The organism is Buchnera aphidicola (Tuberolachnus salignus), assembly GCF_900016785.1.
Classification (GTDB): Bacteria; Pseudomonadota; Gammaproteobacteria; order Enterobacterales; family Enterobacteriaceae; genus Buchnera_F; species Buchnera_F aphidicola_M.
The window spans coordinates 79,001-97,651 of sequence record NZ_LN890285.1 but is presented as its reverse complement, the minus strand read 5'-3'; the positions used below and the strand labels follow the sequence as shown (position 1 = coordinate 97,651).

The 18,651-nt window shown below is 20.3% G+C and carries 16 protein-coding genes and 1 tRNA gene; 4 read left to right on the top strand and 13 right to left on the bottom strand.

Going from position 1 to position 18,651, the window contains the following annotated elements; translation table 11 throughout:
• The first annotated feature begins 6 nt into the window (after positions 1-6).
• Positions 7-2,097 carry a glycine--tRNA ligase subunit beta gene (gene glyS, locus BTSPAZIEG_RS00460; protein WP_075472393.1) on the top strand — a complete coding sequence of 697 codons (2,091 nt, stop codon included), beginning with the start codon at positions 7-9 and terminating at the stop codon, positions 2,095-2,097.
• A gap of 203 nt (positions 2,098-2,300) precedes the next feature.
• Here the strand turns inward: glyS and yajC are convergent, their stop codons facing one another.
• From yajC to ydiK, 10 genes are all read right to left on the bottom strand, one after another.
• Positions 2,301-2,738 (bottom strand): preprotein translocase subunit YajC, encoded by a 438-nt coding sequence (gene yajC, locus BTSPAZIEG_RS00455; protein ID WP_231937939.1) that lies wholly within the window; start codon positions 2,736-2,738, stop codon positions 2,301-2,303.
• Between the two features lie 295 nt (positions 2,739-3,033).
• Positions 3,034-3,345, bottom strand: coding sequence for an integration host factor subunit alpha (locus BTSPAZIEG_RS00450; protein WP_075472389.1), 312 nt, complete (start codon positions 3,343-3,345; stop codon positions 3,034-3,036).
• A gap of 4 nt (positions 3,346-3,349) precedes the next feature.
• On the bottom strand, positions 3,350-5,758 hold the full coding sequence (gene pheT / locus BTSPAZIEG_RS00445; RefSeq protein ID WP_154017293.1) for a phenylalanine--tRNA ligase subunit beta: 2,409 nt from the start codon (positions 5,756-5,758) through the stop codon (positions 3,350-3,352).
• Between the two features lie 11 nt (positions 5,759-5,769).
• Complete coding sequence (gene pheS, locus BTSPAZIEG_RS00440; RefSeq protein ID WP_082252435.1) at positions 5,770-6,780, bottom strand: phenylalanine--tRNA ligase subunit alpha; 1,011 nt, start codon at positions 6,778-6,780, stop codon at positions 5,770-5,772.
• A 98-nt stretch (positions 6,781-6,878) separates the two neighbouring features.
• Positions 6,879-7,259 (bottom strand): 50S ribosomal protein L20, encoded by a 381-nt coding sequence (gene rplT / locus BTSPAZIEG_RS00435; RefSeq protein WP_075472385.1) that lies wholly within the window; start codon positions 7,257-7,259, stop codon positions 6,879-6,881.
• Between the two features lie 41 nt (positions 7,260-7,300).
• A complete protein-coding gene (gene rpmI / locus BTSPAZIEG_RS00430) occupies positions 7,301-7,498 on the bottom strand; it encodes a 50S ribosomal protein L35 (RefSeq protein WP_075472383.1) in 198 nt (65 codons plus the stop codon).
• 47 nt (positions 7,499-7,545) lie between these two features.
• On the bottom strand, positions 7,546-8,091 hold the full coding sequence (gene infC / locus BTSPAZIEG_RS00425) for a translation initiation factor IF-3 (RefSeq protein ID WP_075472381.1): 546 nt from the start codon (positions 8,089-8,091) through the stop codon (positions 7,546-7,548).
• Between the two features lie 18 nt (positions 8,092-8,109).
• Positions 8,110-10,029: a threonine--tRNA ligase gene (thrS, locus tag BTSPAZIEG_RS00420; protein ID WP_075472976.1), complete on the bottom strand. Its 1,920-nt coding sequence runs from the start codon at positions 10,027-10,029 to the stop codon at positions 8,110-8,112.
• A 196-nt stretch (positions 10,030-10,225) separates the two neighbouring features.
• Complete coding sequence (locus BTSPAZIEG_RS00415) at positions 10,226-11,272, bottom strand: 3-deoxy-7-phosphoheptulonate synthase (protein WP_075472379.1); 1,047 nt, start codon at positions 11,270-11,272, stop codon at positions 10,226-10,228.
• A gap of 100 nt (positions 11,273-11,372) precedes the next feature.
• Positions 11,373-12,479 (bottom strand): AI-2E family transporter YdiK, encoded by a 1,107-nt coding sequence (ydiK, locus tag BTSPAZIEG_RS00410; RefSeq protein WP_075472377.1) that lies wholly within the window; start codon positions 12,477-12,479, stop codon positions 11,373-11,375.
• Between the two features lie 254 nt (positions 12,480-12,733).
• On the opposite strand from ydiK, the gene BTSPAZIEG_RS00405 reads away from it, so the two are divergent.
• Positions 12,734-13,087 carry a HesB/IscA family protein gene (locus BTSPAZIEG_RS00405; RefSeq protein WP_075472375.1) on the top strand — a complete coding sequence of 118 codons (354 nt, stop codon included), beginning with the start codon at positions 12,734-12,736 and terminating at the stop codon, positions 13,085-13,087.
• A gap of 18 nt (positions 13,088-13,105) precedes the next feature.
• Here the strand turns inward: BTSPAZIEG_RS00405 and tyrS are convergent, their stop codons facing one another.
• A complete protein-coding gene (tyrS, locus tag BTSPAZIEG_RS00400; protein ID WP_075472373.1) occupies positions 13,106-14,389 on the bottom strand; it encodes a tyrosine--tRNA ligase in 1,284 nt (427 codons plus the stop codon).
• A 109-nt stretch (positions 14,390-14,498) separates the two neighbouring features.
• Positions 14,499-15,131 (bottom strand): endonuclease III, encoded by a 633-nt coding sequence (gene nth / locus BTSPAZIEG_RS00395; protein ID WP_075472371.1) that lies wholly within the window; start codon positions 15,129-15,131, stop codon positions 14,499-14,501.
• A gap of 374 nt (positions 15,132-15,505) precedes the next feature.
• Between nth and BTSPAZIEG_RS00390 the strand changes: the two genes are divergently transcribed.
• Positions 15,506-15,580: transfer RNA gene (locus BTSPAZIEG_RS00390), tRNA-Val, on the top strand.
• Between the two features lie 52 nt (positions 15,581-15,632).
• Complete coding sequence (gene tilS / locus BTSPAZIEG_RS00385) at positions 15,633-17,009, top strand: tRNA lysidine(34) synthetase TilS (protein WP_075472369.1); 1,377 nt, start codon at positions 15,633-15,635, stop codon at positions 17,007-17,009.
• On the opposite strand, the gene metG is transcribed toward tilS, so the two are convergent.
• Positions 16,990-18,636 carry a methionine--tRNA ligase gene (gene metG, locus BTSPAZIEG_RS00380; protein ID WP_075472367.1) on the bottom strand — a complete coding sequence of 549 codons (1,647 nt, stop codon included), beginning with the start codon at positions 18,634-18,636 and terminating at the stop codon, positions 16,990-16,992. The genes tilS and metG overlap by 20 nt on opposite strands.
• Positions 18,637-18,651: the final 15 nt, after the last annotated feature.

Sequence of the window (18,651 nt, the reverse complement as noted above, 5' to 3'; positions counted from 1 at the left end):
TTATAAATGAAAAAAAATATCTTTTTAATAGAACTAATTATCGAAGATCTCCCGGCCTATCAATTATCTAAAATATTAAAAGAATTTTTAAAAATTTTTTTAGAATTATTGAAAACTAACAATATTGTCTGGGATAAAATACAAAAATTTTCAACTCCACGACGTTTAGCATTAAAAATAATTGATTTAAAAAACAACAACAAAGAACAAACAATACGAATTAAAGGACCTTTATTAAAAAATGCTTATAAAAAAAATGGAAATATTACTCAAGATACTCAAAAATGGATAAAGAAATTTCAAATAAATAAAAAAAATATAAAAAAAAGTATTATTAATAAAAAAAAATATTTAACTTATAATATTAAAAAAAATTCCATTACATTATTTGATGTTCTAAAAAAAATTATTCCATACGCACTTCTTAAAATACCTTGTAAAAACGCAATGTTTTGGAATGAATCAAATATTAAATTTATTCGACCAATCCGAAACATATTAATTTTATTTAATAATATTGTAATACCTATTAAATTATTTGGATTAACTTCTAATTCTACATCGATGGGCCATTTTTTTTTAGATCCATACTTTTTTTCTATTTTACATGCAAATTATTATACAGAAAAATTTTATATTAAAAAAAAAATACTTATTAATCAAAAAACACGAAAAGAAAAAATATTTTTTGATTTGATTAATATAATGAAAGATTTTTCATATTTTGTTGATATTAAAAATTCTTTATTAAATGAAGTTACATCAATGGTAGAATGGCCAAAAGTATTAATAGGATCTTTTTCAAAAAAATTTTTAAAAATACCTAAATCTATTTTAATTTATGTTATGGAAAAGCAACAAAAATATTTTCCTGTCTATAGTTCAAAAAATAAAAAATTATTAAATACTTTCATTTGTGTTAGTAATATAGAATCAAAAAATTTTAAAAATGTTATTTTAGGTAATGAAAACGTTTTATCAGCAAGATTTAATGATGTATTATTTTTTTTAAAAAAAGATTTATTAATTCCATTTGAAAATAGAATAAATTTATTAAAAAATATTAGCTTTCATTATAAATTAGGTACTTTGTTTGAAAAAATATTACGAATTCAAAAAGTCAGTATTTGGTTAAGTAAAAAAATTAAAAATGTTAATTTAAAACTTTTAACACGTACTATACAATTATCTAAATGTGATTTGACAACGTTAATGGTTTTTGAATATCCGGAATTACAAGGAATTATCGGATCTCAATATTCAAAATTTTTTAATGAAAAAAAAGAAATCTCATGTTCAATTAAAGAACATTATTTTCCAAAATTTTCTACCGATCATTTACCTAATTATACTATTGCACAAATTATTTCAATTACAGATAAATTAGATACTATTACAGGAATTTTTAGCATACACGAAGAACCAAAAAAAAATTCTGACTCTTATGCTATTAAAAGAGCAGCAATAGGTATTTTAAGAATTTTAATTAAATATAAAATTAAAATACGATTTGATAAATTAATTAAACATTCTTTAAAATCTTATTCTATTAAAAAAAATGTCAAAGAATTAATAACTAAAATTTTATTTTTTTTTAAAAAAAAATTTCAACAATTTTATACAAAAAAATATTCAAAAGATTTAATACAATCAATATTAGTTTTAAATACTACAAATTTTTTAGATATTTATAAACGAATTTTTATTTTACACAAATATAAAAAAAAAAAACAATATTATCTAATAATTGTTACTTATAAAAGAATTGATAATATTTTAAAAAAATTAAATTATTCTAAAAATTTAATTGTTTTAATAAATTTTAAATTTTTTAATACAACAGAAAAAATTTTATTTCAAAAAATCCAAAACATTCAAAAAAAAATACAAAACAAAACAAAAAAATTTTGTTATTTAAAATTTTTTAAAAAAATCAAAAAATTATGTATTTTATTAAAAAAATTTTTTGAAAATAATTTAATTAATCACGAAAATACAATAATAAAAAATAATCGATTAATTTTAATGAATTACGTAAAAGAAATATTTTTTTATTTTGCAGATTTTTCTTGTTTAAAAATTCCAAAAAAAAAATAAATATACAAAAAATTTTTTTAATTTTTTAAAAAAAATAATCCTCTTAAGTACAGAATTAAAGGTACTTAAGAGCATATTTTCTAAAAAAAAAATCATTTTTTAAAAAAACATTTTTCATATTTTTAATTATTAAAAAATATTATTTTTAAAAATTTTAATTTTTTGTGTAAAAAATTAAAAAAATTAAATAATATTAAATAATATTAAATAATATTATTTAATTTTAATGTACCTTTAGGAACATTTTTTAAAATACTTTGATTTTTAATTAAAATTAACGTAGTAGCATTCAATAATAATACAATATAATCATTTTTTAATATTTTTTCAATACGACCTACAACACCACTATTTAACAAAATTTCATCACCAACATTTAATTTTTCAATAAAATTTTCATGTTCTTTTATTTTTTTTTGATGCGGCCGTATAACAGAAAAATAAACAATAACAAAAAAAACACATAACATAAATATAAAAAAATATGGATTATTTGTAGAAAAATTAGAATATATTGACATTAATCGATTAAAATTTAAAAAATTCATATAAATACCTTCTAAAAAAAGTAAATAATTTATGTCCAGTAATAAATTACCATCTGTCCAAAAAATATAATAATAATTTATTACCTTGAACACATGCGTCTTTATATCTGGAAAGGTATTTTAAAAAGAGAATATATATATTTTTTAAAATATTTTTTTGTTTATAAAAAAATATAAAAAAAATTTATATAACTTTTTTGAATAATTTGTACTTGTAAATAAAAAATTATATATAAAAAATCTTTTTCTTATAATCATACCTTTAAAATTCAAAATCGTCAATATTAACAGTTTAAAAGAAATCAACAAAACTAAAAAATTATTTTTAAAATAAAAAAAAATTTAACAACATGAAACTATATTACTTTTTTATTTATTATAATCATTTCTATTTTTTATTTTTTTTAGGAATTTCTGAAAATTTTTCTACTCTATGACGTAATTTTTGACCAGCTTTAAAAATGACAACACGTCGAGCTGAAATAAATACATTTTCTCCAGTTTTAGGATTTCTACCTGGACGTTGTTTCTTATCACGCAGATAAAAATTACCAAAACCAGATAATTTTACATTTTCTCCTTTTTCTAAAGATTTTCTAACTTCTTCAAAAAAAATTTCTACTAGTTCTTTAGCATCTTGTTTATTTAAATCTAATTTATTAAATAAAAAATCAGAAATTTCTGCTTTTGTTAATACCATAAATTTAATCTCTTAAAATTGCTTGAAATTCATTTTTTAATCCTAAAATACAGTTTTGAATTTTTTTTGATATTTGATTTTCTACTAAATTTTTTTTAAAACTTTCAAAAATAAAACGTAAAGATAAACTTTTATAACCTTTCTGAATTTTTTCGCCATGATACATATCATATAAAAAAATTTCAACATTATCATTTTTTAAAATTTGATAACACATGTTAACAATTTGAGAACTCATAATATCTTCTTTCACAATAATAGAAATATCTCGTTTGATTTTTGGTAACTCAGAAATAGGACGCACAATAAACGAATTTTTTAAAAAAATTTTTTTCCATAAAATTTCAAATAATATAACTGGCTGTGTAATAGAAAATTTTTCCGATATTAAAGAGTCTAAAATTCCTATTTTTCCTATTAATTGATTAGAAATATAAATTCCAGCACTACAATTTGATTTTAATCCATGAAAAATTTTTGGAGAAATATGTATTTTTTTTAATTGTCCAAATAAATCAAAAATTGATTCTACAATTCCTTTCATATCATAAAAATCAAAATTTCTATTAGTAGAATACCAAGATTTCGTCTTTACAAATCCACTAATAGCACATGCTAAATAATCTTCTTGTCTTACATGTAAATTTTTAGTATCATCTAAAAAAAAACATAAACCAGTTTCAAAAATACGTATATGTTCATATTGTCGATTTTGATGGTATGCAACACAATTCAATAATCCTATCCATAAAGTAGATCGCATAACAGACATTTCAATAGAAATTGGATTTTTAATTACTAAAAATTTTTGATTTGGAAAAAAAAATTTTTGAAATTTTGGATTAATAAAACTATAAGAAATGATTTCAAAATAACCGTTATTAATTAAAAACGACTTAATACGCGATAAAGAAATAACATTATTCAATTGAATAGAAGAATTGTAACTATTTTGTTTAAAAGGAAGACTAGGAATTTTATGACACCCAAATTTACTAACTATTTCGCCAATAATATCTTCTTCAATTAAAATATCTAAACGCCAATAAGGCGGTTGAAAATATACTAAATTATTTTCAAAAGTATATTTAAAAAAATTTTTTTTTAAAATATGTACAATTTTTTTTTCTAGAATTTTAACACCTAAAATATTATTAATTTTTTTAAAATTTACTAAAATTTTTTTTGTATTTTTTTTAAAAAAATTTTTTAATTTCATAAAAACCGTTGTTTCTGTACCACCACAAATTTTTAAAATTAAAAAAGTAAAATAATCTAAAATGTTTAAACATTTATAAGAACAAATATTATATTTTAAATTTGTACATATTTTTTTTAAAAAAAATATTTCTTTTTTTTTTAAAAAAAAAGATTCTTGTAAAAAATCCATAGTTCCAATAAATAAATTTTTTGTATTTTTAGTAACCTTTGCTCCTGTAATTTCAAACATATCTGAAAAAGATAAAATTTGTTCAAAATTAGATAAAATTAAAGTGTTTTCTTGCAAATAAATTTTTTTTTTTGAAGAAATATAAACACATTCTCCTTTTTTACTTAGACGTACTTTAATTTTTTGTTTTTTTAATAAATCTATATCAAAAATATGAAACCAATGACCAGTTTCAAGAAAAAGATAATGAACTAAATTTTCTAAAACATTTTCAAACATCAAATCACATTTTCTTAATCTTTCTTGAATTAAAAATGGTAAAAATACATTTTTATTATCTAAATTATGTATTTCTCTAAAGGTATAATTAATATGTTCTGAAAAATCTTCAAAATCGATTTGACAACGATATTTTTTAAAATTTTTTAATATTTTTTTTTTAGGTAATTGAGGTAATGATAATTGATTAATAATTGCAATTTCTCGAGCAAGACCAAAAACACATTGTAGATCTATACGATTACTGGGACATTCAAACTTAATAATTCGAGCATTTTTTAATAAATATTTAGAAAAATTTTCTCCATTAGAAATATTTTTTGATAAAAAAACTATGTCATTTTTTTTAAATCCTCTGTTCAACATGTAAAAATCACAAAAAAATCCTTCTGAAATTTTTCCAAAAATTTCAACATTAGTTACAAAAGAATTTTTATAATATGTAACATTAGAAATAGCAACTAAAACTTTATCGCCAATATGAAAAATTTTTAAAAAACTAATAATTGTTTTATGCAAAAAAAAATTTCCTAAATATACTAAATATATCATATAATTTTTATTTTTAGGATGTACTAAAATATTTGTAATAGTACCAACAATTGCATTTGATACTAAAGGTGGACTTATCAAATCTGGAACATAATGTGTTTCTATTCCTACCTGCAGTAATTTTTTTTTAAAATTTACGCAATTTCTTAAAGAAGGAACTAAATCATATAACCATTCTTCTCCCAATTTCATATATTTATATTTCACTCACTCTTAAATTGCTTCAAAAAATCTATATTATTTTCAAAAAAATTACGAATATCTTTAATATGATATTTAATCATAGCGATACGTTCAATCCCAATTCCAAAAGCACAAGCAGAATATTTTTTTGAATTTACATGAAATTTCTTTAAAACATTTGGATGAACCATTCCTCCTCCTAAAATTTCTAACCATTGTCCTGAAACATTTTTTATATCTGTCTCTAAAGAAGGAACAGTAAAAGGAAAAAAAGACGTTCTAAAACGAATTTCAATTTGAGAACTAAAAATATGTTTCAAAAAAGAATTTAATAACCATTTTAAATTAGAAAATGATATCAGAGGTTCAATAATTAATCCTTCAATTTGATGAAACATAGGAGTATGCGTCATATCTAAATCATGTCGATACACTTTACCAGGAATAATAATTCTAAATGGTATTTTATATTTTTCTAATGCTCTAATCTGCATACTTGAAGTTTGCGTACGTAATAATCGTTTTGTATCAAACCAGAAAGTATCACTTAATCTTTTAGAAGGATGATTTTTTGGAACGTTTAAAGCATCAAAATTATGATATTCATCTTCAACTTCCGGACCTTCTAAACTCACAAAACCAAAATTATAAAAAAATTTTTTAATTTTATTTAACATTAACGTAATAGGATGCAAACCTCCCTGATTTATACGACGTCCCGGTAAAGAAACATCGTATTTAATTATATTTTTATGAATTTTAAAAATCTTATTTTTAAGATGTTTTTTTTTTATAAAAATTTGTTGTAACATATCTTTTTTTAAAGTATTTAAAAAAATACTACGTTTTTTACGCAATAAAAGTGGAAAATTTTTAATATTTTTTAAATATTTTACTAAAACACTTTTTTTTCCTAAATATTGCGATTTTAAAATATCTAATTGAAATACATTTTGCACATTTTTTAATTCATATAAAAATTCTTTAAAAATATTTTTTAAAAAAACAACAATTTCTTTTTCTGATTTCACATTATTTATCCTACATCAAAATAAAAGAAAAAAAATTTATTATTAAATTAATCTATTATCTTTATCTTACTAAAGATATTCTTTAAAAAAATAATTTTTTATCGATTTAAATCCAATTTATTTGTTTCTAAAATTTTTTTAACTTTTTTTACTAATAAAAAAAAATCATCTTTTTTCATAATAGATAAATCAGACAAAATTTTTCTATTCAAAAAAATATGTTTTTTCTTTAAACCAAACATAAATTGACTATATGACAAATTATAAGAATTTACTGCCGCATTAATACGTATTATCCACAATTTTCTAAAATCTCTTTTTTTTTGTCTTCGATCTCTATATGAATATTGTCCAGCTTTAATAACAGCTTGCTTTGCTACTCGAAAAACTCGAGATCTTGCACCATAATATCCTTTTGCTTGTTTTAAAATTTTTTTATGACGTGCATGTGCAATAACACCTCGTTTAACACGAGCCATAGAAAACCTCTCTTAAAAATAAAAAATTTTTATCATAGTTATTATAAATATGGTATACAAAGTAAAATTTTTGAACGCTCAATAGATTTTAAAACAATTTTTTTACGCAAATGACGTTTTTTATGTGTTGTTTTATGAGTTAATAAATGTCGTAAATTTGCTTGTTTACGTTTTAAATGACCAGAAGAAATTTTTTTAAATCGTTTAGAAACACTACGTATAGTTTTGATTTTTGGCATAAAATATTATTTCCATTTTTTTTTAAAAAAGTAATTTTGTAAAAAAATTACTTAATATTTTTTTTAGGTGATAATAACATAATCATTTGTCGTCCTTCGATTTTTGTAGGAAAAAATTCAATAATTGCTAATATTTTTATATCTTGTTGTACTCGTTTTAAAATTTTTAAACCAATACGTTGATGTGCCATTTCTCGTCCACGAAATCTTAAAGTAATTTTAACCTTATGTCCTTCTTTTAAAAATCGGATTAAATTTCTTAATTTAACTTGATAATCTCCTTCTTGTGTGCTAGGACGAAATTTTACTTCTTTAACAGAAATAATTTTTTGTTTTTTTTTTTGTTTTTTTGTTGCTTTATTTTTTTCATATAAAAATTTTCCATAATCCATTAATCGACAAACAGGAGGTTCAGCATTAGGGCTAATTTCTACTAAATCTACACCCAATTCTTGAGCTTTTTTTAACGCATCTTGTAAACTCAAAATACCAATTTGTTCACCATCTACGCTTGTTAAGCGAACTTTTATAGCACGAATTTTTTCATTAATACGATGCGCATGTATTAATTGATTTTTTTTTCCGACTTTAATACGAAATACCTCTTATTTTTAATAAAGATAATGTTGAGTACTTTCTTGTAATAATTCTTCAAAAAACAATTGAATATTTTTTACATATAATACATTACTATCACGTTTTCTAACAGTAATTACATTTTTAGAAATTTCTTTATCACCACAAATAATAATATATGGTACATATTGAGTAATATATTTTTTAATTTTTAAATTAAAATTAATATCACTAAAATCACAAGAATATCGTATACCAAAAATTAAACATTTTTTACAAATTTTTTGAGCATATTGTTTATGAGTTTTAGAAATAATAATAATTGCAATTTGTATTGGAGCTAACCAAAAAGGAAATTTACCATGATATTCTTCTATTAAAATTCCTATAAAACGTTCCATTGAACCTAAGATAGCACGATGAATGATAACTGGATAAACACGCTGATTATTTTTATTAACATAAAAAGCATCTAATCTTTTAGAAAGATAAAAATCTAATTGGATCGTTCCACATTGCCAAATTCTTTTTAAACTATCTTCTAAAGAAATTTCTATTTTAGGACCATAAAATGCACCTTCACCTTTTTGAATAGAAAAAGGTAATTTTTTATTGATTAAAACATATTCTAAATCTTTTTCAGCTTTATTCCATGTTTCTGTACTACCAATTCTTTTTTCAGGTCTTGTAGAAAATTTAACTGTAATTTTTTTAAATCCAAAAACATGATAAATATTTAAAATTAAATCAATACAATTAATTAATTCTTCTCGAATTTGATCTTCTGCACAAAAAATATGTGCATCATCTTGAGTAAAACTTCGTACACGCATCAAACCATGTAAAGAACCAGAAGATTCTTTGCGATGACAACTACCAAATTCTGATATTCTTAATGGTAAATCTTTATATGATTTTAAACCTTGTTTAAAAATTTGAACATGACCAGGACAATTCATAGGTTTAATACAATACATTTGATGTTCAGAATTTGTTGTAAATATGGATTTTTCATAATTTTCTAAATGACCACTTTTTTTCCAAAGTGCTTGATTCAAAATTATTGGACTTTTCACTTCTTGATAAGAATTTCGTAATAATTTATTACGAATAAATGTCTTTAATTGTCGAAAAATTACATATCCATTATGATGCCAAAAAATCATTCCAGGAGATTCATATTCAACATGATATAAATCTAATTTTTTTGCTAATTTTCTATGATCCCGTTTTTCTGCATCTATTTTTTTTTTTTTATAATATAACAATTCACTTGAAGAAGACCAAATAACAACATTAATACGTTGTAACATTTTATTTTTTTCATTATTTAACCAATAAGCACCTGAAATATTTTTTAAAAAAAAATGCTTACAAAATTTAATATTAGGAACTTGTACTTCATGACATTCTTCAAAATATTTTTCATGAAAACATACTGAAATTGTGTCTGATAATGTATCATTAATTTTTAATAAAAAACTTTGATATTTTTCTTTACGTATTTTTAATATTTTTAAAAATTTTTTTTTAAAAAATTTTTTAAAAACAATATTATATTCTTTAGAAATCAAATATAACATTTTTTTTTTAATTAATGATAAATCTTTTGTTGTAAAAACAAAATCCATATTGTCAAAATCACAATAAAACCCTTCATCCGTAATCATACCACTAGCTTTTTTAATATTAGGCCAAATTTCTGTAACAGCATAATTTAAAAGTTGCATTCCCGAAATTCGAATCATTTTTAAAAAATTTCTGTCATATTCAGGAATTAAAATTATTTTAGAATCTTTAGTAATCAGAAAATTTAAATCTACTAATTGATTATTAACATAACCAGCAATATATTTTTTTTTTGTTTTTTTAAATATTTCTTTAACAATATTTTTTAAAAAAATATTATGTACATATTTTTTTTTAATTCCTGTCGAAAACGTAATAATAGGCATATTAAATCCTAAATTAGGACAAAAAATTATCATATATTTTAATATAACATACAAAAAAAAATTAAAAATGTTAAATTTTTAAAAAAAAATAATATAATATTATATTTAAATAATTTTGAAATAATATTTTTATAATATAATTTTTATTTTATATAAAAAATTTTTTATTTGTATATTATGGAATATTATAAAAAATTTAAAAACGTACATTCACAGATTTTGATAAATTTTTTAAAATATAAACACTATCATCCCAATTTAAACAAGCATCTGTAATAGAAACTCCATATTTTAAATTTTTTATATTAGAAATATTTTGTGAACCTTCATTTAAAAAACTTTCAATCATGACTCCAAAAATGTAATGTGAACCATCTTGAATTTGTTTTGAAACAGATTCAGAAACATGTAATTGTTGTTGATATTTTTTAGAACAATTTGCGTGACTAAAATCAATCATTAAAGAACTTGGTAAATTAAAACACTGTAATTGATTAATAGCAGATTTAACATCTTTTTCAAAATAATTTGGATTTTTTCCACCTCTTAAAATAATATGTAAATTAGGATTTCCAGAAGTATAATTAATATTCATATATCCATTTTCATCAGGATTTAAAAACATATGAGAAAGATTAGATGCACGAATAGCATCTATCGCAATTAAAACATTACCATCGGTACCATTCTTAAATCCAACAGGACAAGATAAAGAAGAAACCATTTCGCGATGTATTTGACTTTCAGTAGTACGAGCACCAATAGCCCCCCAACTTATTAAATCAGAAATAAAATGACTAATAGATGTGTCTAAAAATTCAGTTGCAACTGGAACCCCTAAATTATTAATTTTTAATAATAATTTTCTAGAGATTTTCAAACCTTCATTAATTTGTAAACTACCATCTAAAAAAGGATCTGAAATTAATCCTTTCCATCCTATTACTGTTCTAGGTTTTTCTAAATAAGTGCGCATTATAATTTCTAGTCTAGAAGCATATTTTTTACGTAATTCTAATAATTTATTTGAATATTCTAATGCAGCTTCAGTGTCATGTATAGAACAAGGACCTATTATTACTAATAATCTTTTATCTTTTCCTTTCAAAATATTTGAAACATTTATACGAGTTTGATAAATTAATTTTTTTTCAATATCAGTAATTAAATATTGATTCATTAATTGTTTACGTGTTATTAAAAATTTTTTTTTAAAAAAATTAACTTTCGTAATATTATTCATAATTTTCTCTATAATTTTAATACATAAAAAATTTTATTTTAAAAAATATATCATATAAATATCTTAAATCATTCAAAATATATAAAAAATTCAAATTAAATCATTTAGTATGTTTTTTAAAAAGATTTTTAGAAATTTTTTTATTTAAATTATGTGGAAATGGCGCTTTATTTATCCATATTATAATTAAACGATATGCAATAACCAATACTACTGGTCCAACAAATAAACCAATTAAACCAAAAGATATAATACCACCAATCATACCTGCTAATAATAATAATGCTGGAAAATCAACTCCAAAACGAATTAAAAATGCACGTAATACATTGTCTAATATACAATTTATTATACTCCAAATCAATAAAATAGTTCCTTTCACAGGAAAATTCATCCAATAAAGCCAAATAATAGCAGGTAATAAAATTGGAAAAGAGCCTATTTGCAATAAATTTAAAAAAAAAATTGGAAAAATTAAAAAAGTATAATATGGAATTCCTGAAACAGCTAACCCTAAAGTACTTAAAAACCCTTGAACTAAAGAAGTAACTATAACTCCTAATGCAACTGCACGTATTGCTCTCGCCGCTAATAAAACAGCAATATCTCCAGATGTAGATGCTAAACGAATTGCAAAGTGACGCAATATATTAGCTACTTTTTCACCTTTACAATATAAAAACAAATTAAATACTAACATTAAAAAAATTTGTAATAAAAAATTAGTAAAATAACCAATTTTTAAAAATAAAAATTTTGTTGTTTTTTTTAGATAAGGTTTTATACATTGAATAAGAGAACGTCCACTACTATTTAAAATTTTTTGATAAAGAATATATAATTTTTTTCCAACATACGGCAAATTTATTAAAAAATGCAAATTTGGTAATTGAAAATGATTAGAGCTTAACCATTCTAAAAAAAAATAAGAATTTTTTATACATAAATTTATTATGTAAAAAAAAGGATAAATAAGAAATATTAATAAAAAAAAAGTTAAAAAAACAGAAGAAAAATTTTTATTCCCACCTAAAAAAGATTTTATTTTTAAAAAAATTGGCCAAGTAGCAATTACAATCATTCCAGACCATAAAAAACTTATCATAAAAGGTCTTAAAGTATAAAAACTGACAATAATCATGGATAAAATAAACATTAATAAAAATATAGTTTTAGGTAAATCCATCTTCTCTCTAGAATTATGCATATGAAAATGATACCTTAAAAATGTTTAGACAATTAAAAATATTTTTTAAAAAATATGTTAATATTAAAAAATATATATTAATATTTTTCTGCATATAAATATATTTTTTTTAAAAAAAAACTTTATAATATTTAATATATAATAATTATATATTGAAAAAGACAATTATAAAAAAAATATTATAAAATTTTAAGTAAATTTATCATATTTAAATATTATACAAATTTTTTAAAAAAACATTATTGGAATTTTTTATGAACATACAACTTATTAAAAAAAAAAAATATAAAATAAATCTAACAAAAAATGCAAAAAAACAAATATTATATTTATTAAACAAAAATAATAATTTGCATGGAATAAAAATAACTATTAAAAAAACAGGATGCGCAGGTTTTAAATATATTTTAAAACTAGTATTAAAAAATACTACAAATGATATACAAATTTTACAAGATAAAATCATTTTTTATATACCCAAACAATGGATTTCTAAAATTCAAAATATTACCATTGATTATTCAAGTAAGGGCTTAAATTCAAATTTTATTTTTAATAATCCAAAAAACAAAAATTATTGTGGATGTGGAGAAAGCTTTCAAATTTAATTTTTTTTTAAAAAAAAATTATTTTTTCCAATGTATTAAAACATAATGTTTTTTACCACGACAAATTAATGTAAATTTTTTAAAAAAAATGTCATGATCTGAACATAAAAAATTTATATCTTTTTGAATTTTTCTATTCACTTGAATAGCTCCTGAAAGAATCATTACTCGCGCTTGATATCGAGATGGAGCTAATTTGATTTTAACTAATAATTCTGGTAATTTACAGAATTCTAAATTAGAATAAGAAGGAATTCCATCTTGCAACAATTGCAAAAAATCTATTTCTGTTAAAACAGATAAATCACCTCGATGAAATAAACATTGTACAATTCGTTGTACAGCTAGTAAGTTTCCTTGACCATGCACAAATAAAGTCATATTTTCTGCTAAAAAAATTTTTTTTTCAATAATATCTTTAAATTTTAAATTATTAATCGGTACAAAAATCGAAATAGTAATACCAAATACAAGAAATAATTGAAAAGCTCGGTCAACTGTATTATCAGGTAAATTTCTCCAAAATTGATAAAAAGAATAAGGACTGGTTTTTTTTGAATCTAACCAAATAGTTCCAGTTTCTGTTTTTCCAAATTTTTCTCCATTAAATTTAGTAAACAAAGGGGTAGTTAAACTAAAAACTTGTTTTTGATATATTTTATTAATTAAATGAATACCAGAAATCATATTTCCCCATTGATCTGAACCACCGATTTGTAAAATAATACCATATGTTTTATATAAATGATAAAAATCATAAGCTTGCAATAAACTATATGTAAATTCAGTAAAAGATAAACCAAAATTTTTGTCTTCTAGTCTTTTTTTTACAGATTCTCGATTCATCATAGAATTCACAGAAAAATATTTTCCAATATTTTCTAAAAAATAAAAAAAATTCATATTTTGAAGCCAAGAATTATTATTTAAAAAATGTATATCATTAACATCGTTTTTTTTTGGAAAAAAAAAAGATAATTGATTTTTAATTTTTTTTTGATTATATTTAATTCTTTCTAAATCTATCTTTTTTCTAATTCCTTTTTTAAAACTTGGATCGCCAATCAAACAAGTACCCCCTCCAATTAAAATATAAGGAGTATGTCCATATTTTTGAAAAATTTTTAAACAAATAATTGGTAAAAGATGTCCTAAATGCAAACTATCTGCAGTAGGATCAAAACCACAATATAAAAAAATTTTTTTTTGAAAAATATAGTTTTGCAAACTTAATTCATTAGAAATCTGAAAAATTAAACCTCTTTTTTTTAATAAATTTAAACAATCATGTTCATATTTCATAAATTTACCGACATTATAAAATTTTTATATATTTCAAATAAAACATTTTTTCTAGAAAAAATAATTTTTCAAAAAAATACTATTAATTTTAATTTTTTTATATTCAAAATTATTTATATTTCTTAGAATATTCACAATATTTTTTTAAAATACACAAATTACATTGAGGATTAATAGATTTACAAACATAACGCCCATGTAATACTAACCAATCGTGAAAACGTGATTGAAACTTCCACGGAACCATGCGTTTTAATTTTAATTCAACGATTTTATATGTTTTACCTGAAACAAAATTAGTGCGATTACATACACGAAATACATGCGTATCTACTGCTATCGTATTTTTTTGAAAAATTTTATTTAAAATAATATTTGCTGTTTTTCGTCCTACACCTGGTAATTTTAATAACTTTGAACGTGTATTTGGAATATCATTAGCATGTTTATATAAAATAATTTTAGAAACTTTATATATATATTGAGTTTTTTTTTTATATAATCCTAAAGATTGTATTATTTCCATAATTTTTTTTTCTCCTAACAAATATAATTCTAATGGAGAAGGTGCTAATAAAAACAATCTTTTTGTAACTTTATTCACTTTTAAATCTGTAGACCTAGCGGATAAAATCGTTGCAATTAATAATTGAAAGTTTGTAGAATATTGTAATTCTGACATTGGAAAATAACATTTTTTTTCTAAAGAATATAAAATAGATAAACGTTTTTTTTTATTCATTTTTAATTTATTATATCTTCACATAAAGCAAATATAATTTTTAAAATTTAAAAATTTCAAAAATAATATACAATTTTTAAAAAACTACTAACATATAATTTTATTTATATAATAGCACTATCTAACATATAATATTAAAAAATTCAAAAACATAAAAATTTTAAATTTATTAAAAAATATTTAATTTTATATTTTTAAAAACACTAAAAAATTAATAATCTTTATGATAATATATAATTTTTATAAAAAGTTCAATATTATTTATTACAATAAAATTTTTTAATAATAATTTTTTAATATTTTTTCTTAAAAAATAAAAAATTTCTTGTATTCTTACTTAAAAAAAAATATAATTTATTAAAAATTAAAAAATTACGTTTGTAGCTCAATTTGGTTAGAGCGCTACTATGACATAGTAGAGGTAATCGGTTCAAATCCGATCAAACGTATATATTTTTTATTATTACATCAAATATATAAAAATTTTATTTGATTTTTTATATGAGTTTAAAAAATTTGATTAAAAAATTATTAAAAAAACATAAACGTTTTAAAAAATTTTTAATTGCTCTTAGTGGAGGAGTAGATTCAATTGTTTTATTAAATCAATTTTTTTTATATAAAAAAAAAAAAAATATCCAAATACGAGCAATTTATATAGATCACAATTTAACAAACATCTCCAAAACACAAAAAAAACATTGTAAAAAAATATGTAAAAATTATAAAATTTATTTTTTTTCAATTTCAATTATATTAAAAAATATTAAAAAATATGGTTTAGAAGCTAGTGCACGTCTAGCTAGATATGACGTTTTTAAAAAATTTTTAAAAAAAAAAGAAATCTTAGTTACAGCCCATCATCTTAATGATCAATGTGAAACTTTTTTTTTAGCTTTAAAAAGAAAAAGTGGAATTACTGGTTTATCAAGTATGAAAATTTTAATACCTTTTTTTCATACATTTTTAATGCGTCCATTTTTACAATATCTGAAAAAAGATATTTTAAAAATCGCATTAAAAAACAAATTATCGTGGATAGAAGATGAAACAAACCAAAATATCAAATATGAAAGAAATTTTATTAGACACAAAATTTTACCTATTTTTCAAAATAAATGGTCTTATTTTTTAAAAAATTGTTATATTAGTATTAAAATTTTAGAAAAAGAACGAAAAATATTATTAATGCTTTTACAAAAAAAATTAAAAAAATATTTAGATATCAATAAAAATTTAAATCTAAATTTATTCTCTCAATTAAAAAGTAATTTTCAAAATTCTTTATTACGCTTATGGATTTTGGAAAAAAAACATAAAAATATTCCTTTTTTTTTAATTCAAAATATTCAAGAAAAATTTTTAAAAAATTATAATTTGCTTCAAAAAAAAATTATTTACAAAAATTTTCTAATTTATAATAAAAAAAATATTTTGATTTTTACTAAAAAAAATATATGTGTAAAAAACATAATTCTATTATGGAAGAAACCTTATAAAAAAATTTTATTACCTTATGATTTAGGTGGTTTATATATTTCTTACAATCAAAAATATTCTTTTTTTCCATATCCATCAAAAAATACTGTTATTAATATTAGATTTATAATAAATGGAAAATTTTATGTTTCTGGAAATAATAAAAAAAAAACAATTCAAGATATCTGGCAAGATTATAAAATACCAATAGAATTACGACATAATATTCCATTAATTTTTTATAATCAGAATTTAATTGGAGGTATTGGAGTTTTTTATTGTCCTTACGATCAAAAAAAAATTAAAAAAAAAATATCTTTCATTTGGAGTACGTCAACTATTAAAAAAAAAAATAATAATAAAAATTATCATATTCAATCTATATCTTATAATCCTTAAAAAATTTTTTTAAAATTTTTATATCGATCCTCTTATGTAATTCAAAAAAATTCTCAATTTGATGATTTAATAAAGGAACATGACATGTGTTCCAATCTAAAGAGATTTTTAAAAATTTTTCAGTTTTTCTGGCTAAAATAGGGGTAATTGGTTTTAAAAAAATCATTAAAATACGAAACAAATTAAGACCCATGGAGACAATATTATGAATTTTCTCGAAATTATTTTCTTTTACTAATGTCCAAGGTTTTTCATTAGTAATATATTGATTTGCTAAATCAGCTAAATGCATAATTTTTTTTGTAACTAAACTAAATTGATGATTATAATATAACTTTTTAATAATAGGTATTGCATCTAAAAAAATTAAATATATATCTGATTTAATAAATTTTTTAGATAATGTATTAAAAAAAAATTTTTTTAAAAAACTAGACGTTCTAGAAGCCAAATTTACCACTCGATTTACTAAATCAGCATTTACTTTATAAACAAAATCTTTTAAATTAATTTCTATATCTTGAACGTTATTATTTAACTTTGTAGCAAAATAATATCTTACAGATTCAGAATCAAAAAATTTTAAACATTTTTTTGCAGTAATTAAAACTCCAGTAGATTTCGATAATTTTTTTCCTTGAATAGTAATATGCCCATGTACAACAATTTTTGTTGGTTTTCGATATTCAAGACTATCTAAAATAGAAGGCCAAAATAAACTATGAAAATTTACAATATCTTTTCCAATAAAATGATATAATTTAGTAGATGAATTCAACTTCCAAAATTCTGAAAAAACAATATTTTTTTTTTTTTTACATAATTCTTGAAAACAACTTAAATAACCAATAGAAGCATCAAACCAAACATAAAAATATTTATTAAAATAATTCGGTATTAAAAAACCAAAATACGGTTGATCTCTTGAAATATCCCAAGGTTTTAAACCACGAATTAACCATTCTTGTATTTTATTAAAAATTTCTGGTTGAAAAATATCTAAATTAATCCAATTTTTTAAAAAATTTTCAAACATAGGTAAATTTAAAAAAATATGTAATGTTTTTTTTAAACTTACTGAAGAATTCGATAATACTGATTTTGCATCGATTAAATCTGAAGCTGCATAGATAGCACCACATTTTTCACAATTATCTCCATATTGATCAATGCTAAAACAACAAGGACACGTTCCTTTCACAAAACGATCTGACAAAAATGTTTTTAATTTATGATCATATAATTGAAAAATATTTTTTTTAAAAAATACATTTTTTTTTTTTAAATTTATATAAATTTTTTCACATAACTGTTTATGAATATTTGTATTAGTTGAAGAATATTTATCATGTATAATAGAAAATTTTAAAAAAATTTTTTTATGTTCTTTAAACACTTTTAAAATCAAATTTTCAGGAGTTATTTTTTCTTGTTTCGATTTTAACATAATCGCAGTTCCATGGGTATCATCGGAACAAATAAAAAAAACAGTATGTAATTGCATACGTAAAAAACGAACAAAAATATCAGCTTGTATATGTTCCAACAAATGTCCTAAATGTATAGGCCCATTTGCATACGGAAACGCACATGTAATTAAATATTTATCTTTTTTTTGTCTTTTCATTGATTTTTATTCACC

Bases quoted from the DNA above. Each gene is read 5' to 3' on its own strand.
- glyS (WP_075472393.1), top strand. From the start codon at position 7: ATGAAAAAAAATATCTTTTTAATAGAACTAATTATCGAAGATCTCCCG.
- BTSPAZIEG_RS00450 (WP_075472389.1), bottom strand. From the start codon at position 3,345: ATGGTATTAACAAAAGCAGAAATTTCTGATTTTTTATTTAATAAATTA.
- pheT (WP_154017293.1), bottom strand. From the start codon at position 5,758: ATGAAATTGGGAGAAGAATGGTTATATGATTTAGTTCCTTCTTTAAGA.
- rplT (WP_075472385.1), bottom strand. From the start codon at position 7,259: ATGGCTCGTGTTAAACGAGGTGTTATTGCACATGCACGTCATAAAAAA.
- rpmI (WP_075472383.1), bottom strand. From the start codon at position 7,498: ATGCCAAAAATCAAAACTATACGTAGTGTTTCTAAACGATTTAAAAAA.
- thrS (WP_075472976.1), bottom strand. From the start codon at position 10,029: ATGCCTATTATTACGTTTTCGACAGGAATTAAAAAAAAATATGTACAT.
- BTSPAZIEG_RS00415 (WP_075472379.1), bottom strand. From the start codon at position 11,272: ATGAATAATATTACGAAAGTTAATTTTTTTAAAAAAAAATTTTTAATA.
- ydiK (WP_075472377.1), bottom strand. From the start codon at position 12,479: ATGCATAATTCTAGAGAGAAGATGGATTTACCTAAAACTATATTTTTA.
- BTSPAZIEG_RS00405 (WP_075472375.1), top strand. From the start codon at position 12,734: ATGAACATACAACTTATTAAAAAAAAAAAATATAAAATAAATCTAACA.
- tyrS (WP_075472373.1), bottom strand. From the start codon at position 14,389: ATGAAATATGAACATGATTGTTTAAATTTATTAAAAAAAAGAGGTTTA.
- nth (WP_075472371.1), bottom strand. From the start codon at position 15,131: ATGAATAAAAAAAAACGTTTATCTATTTTATATTCTTTAGAAAAAAAA.
- tilS (WP_075472369.1), top strand. From the start codon at position 15,633: ATGAGTTTAAAAAATTTGATTAAAAAATTATTAAAAAAACATAAACGT.
- metG (WP_075472367.1), bottom strand. From the start codon at position 18,636: ATGAAAAGACAAAAAAAAGATAAATATTTAATTACATGTGCGTTTCCG.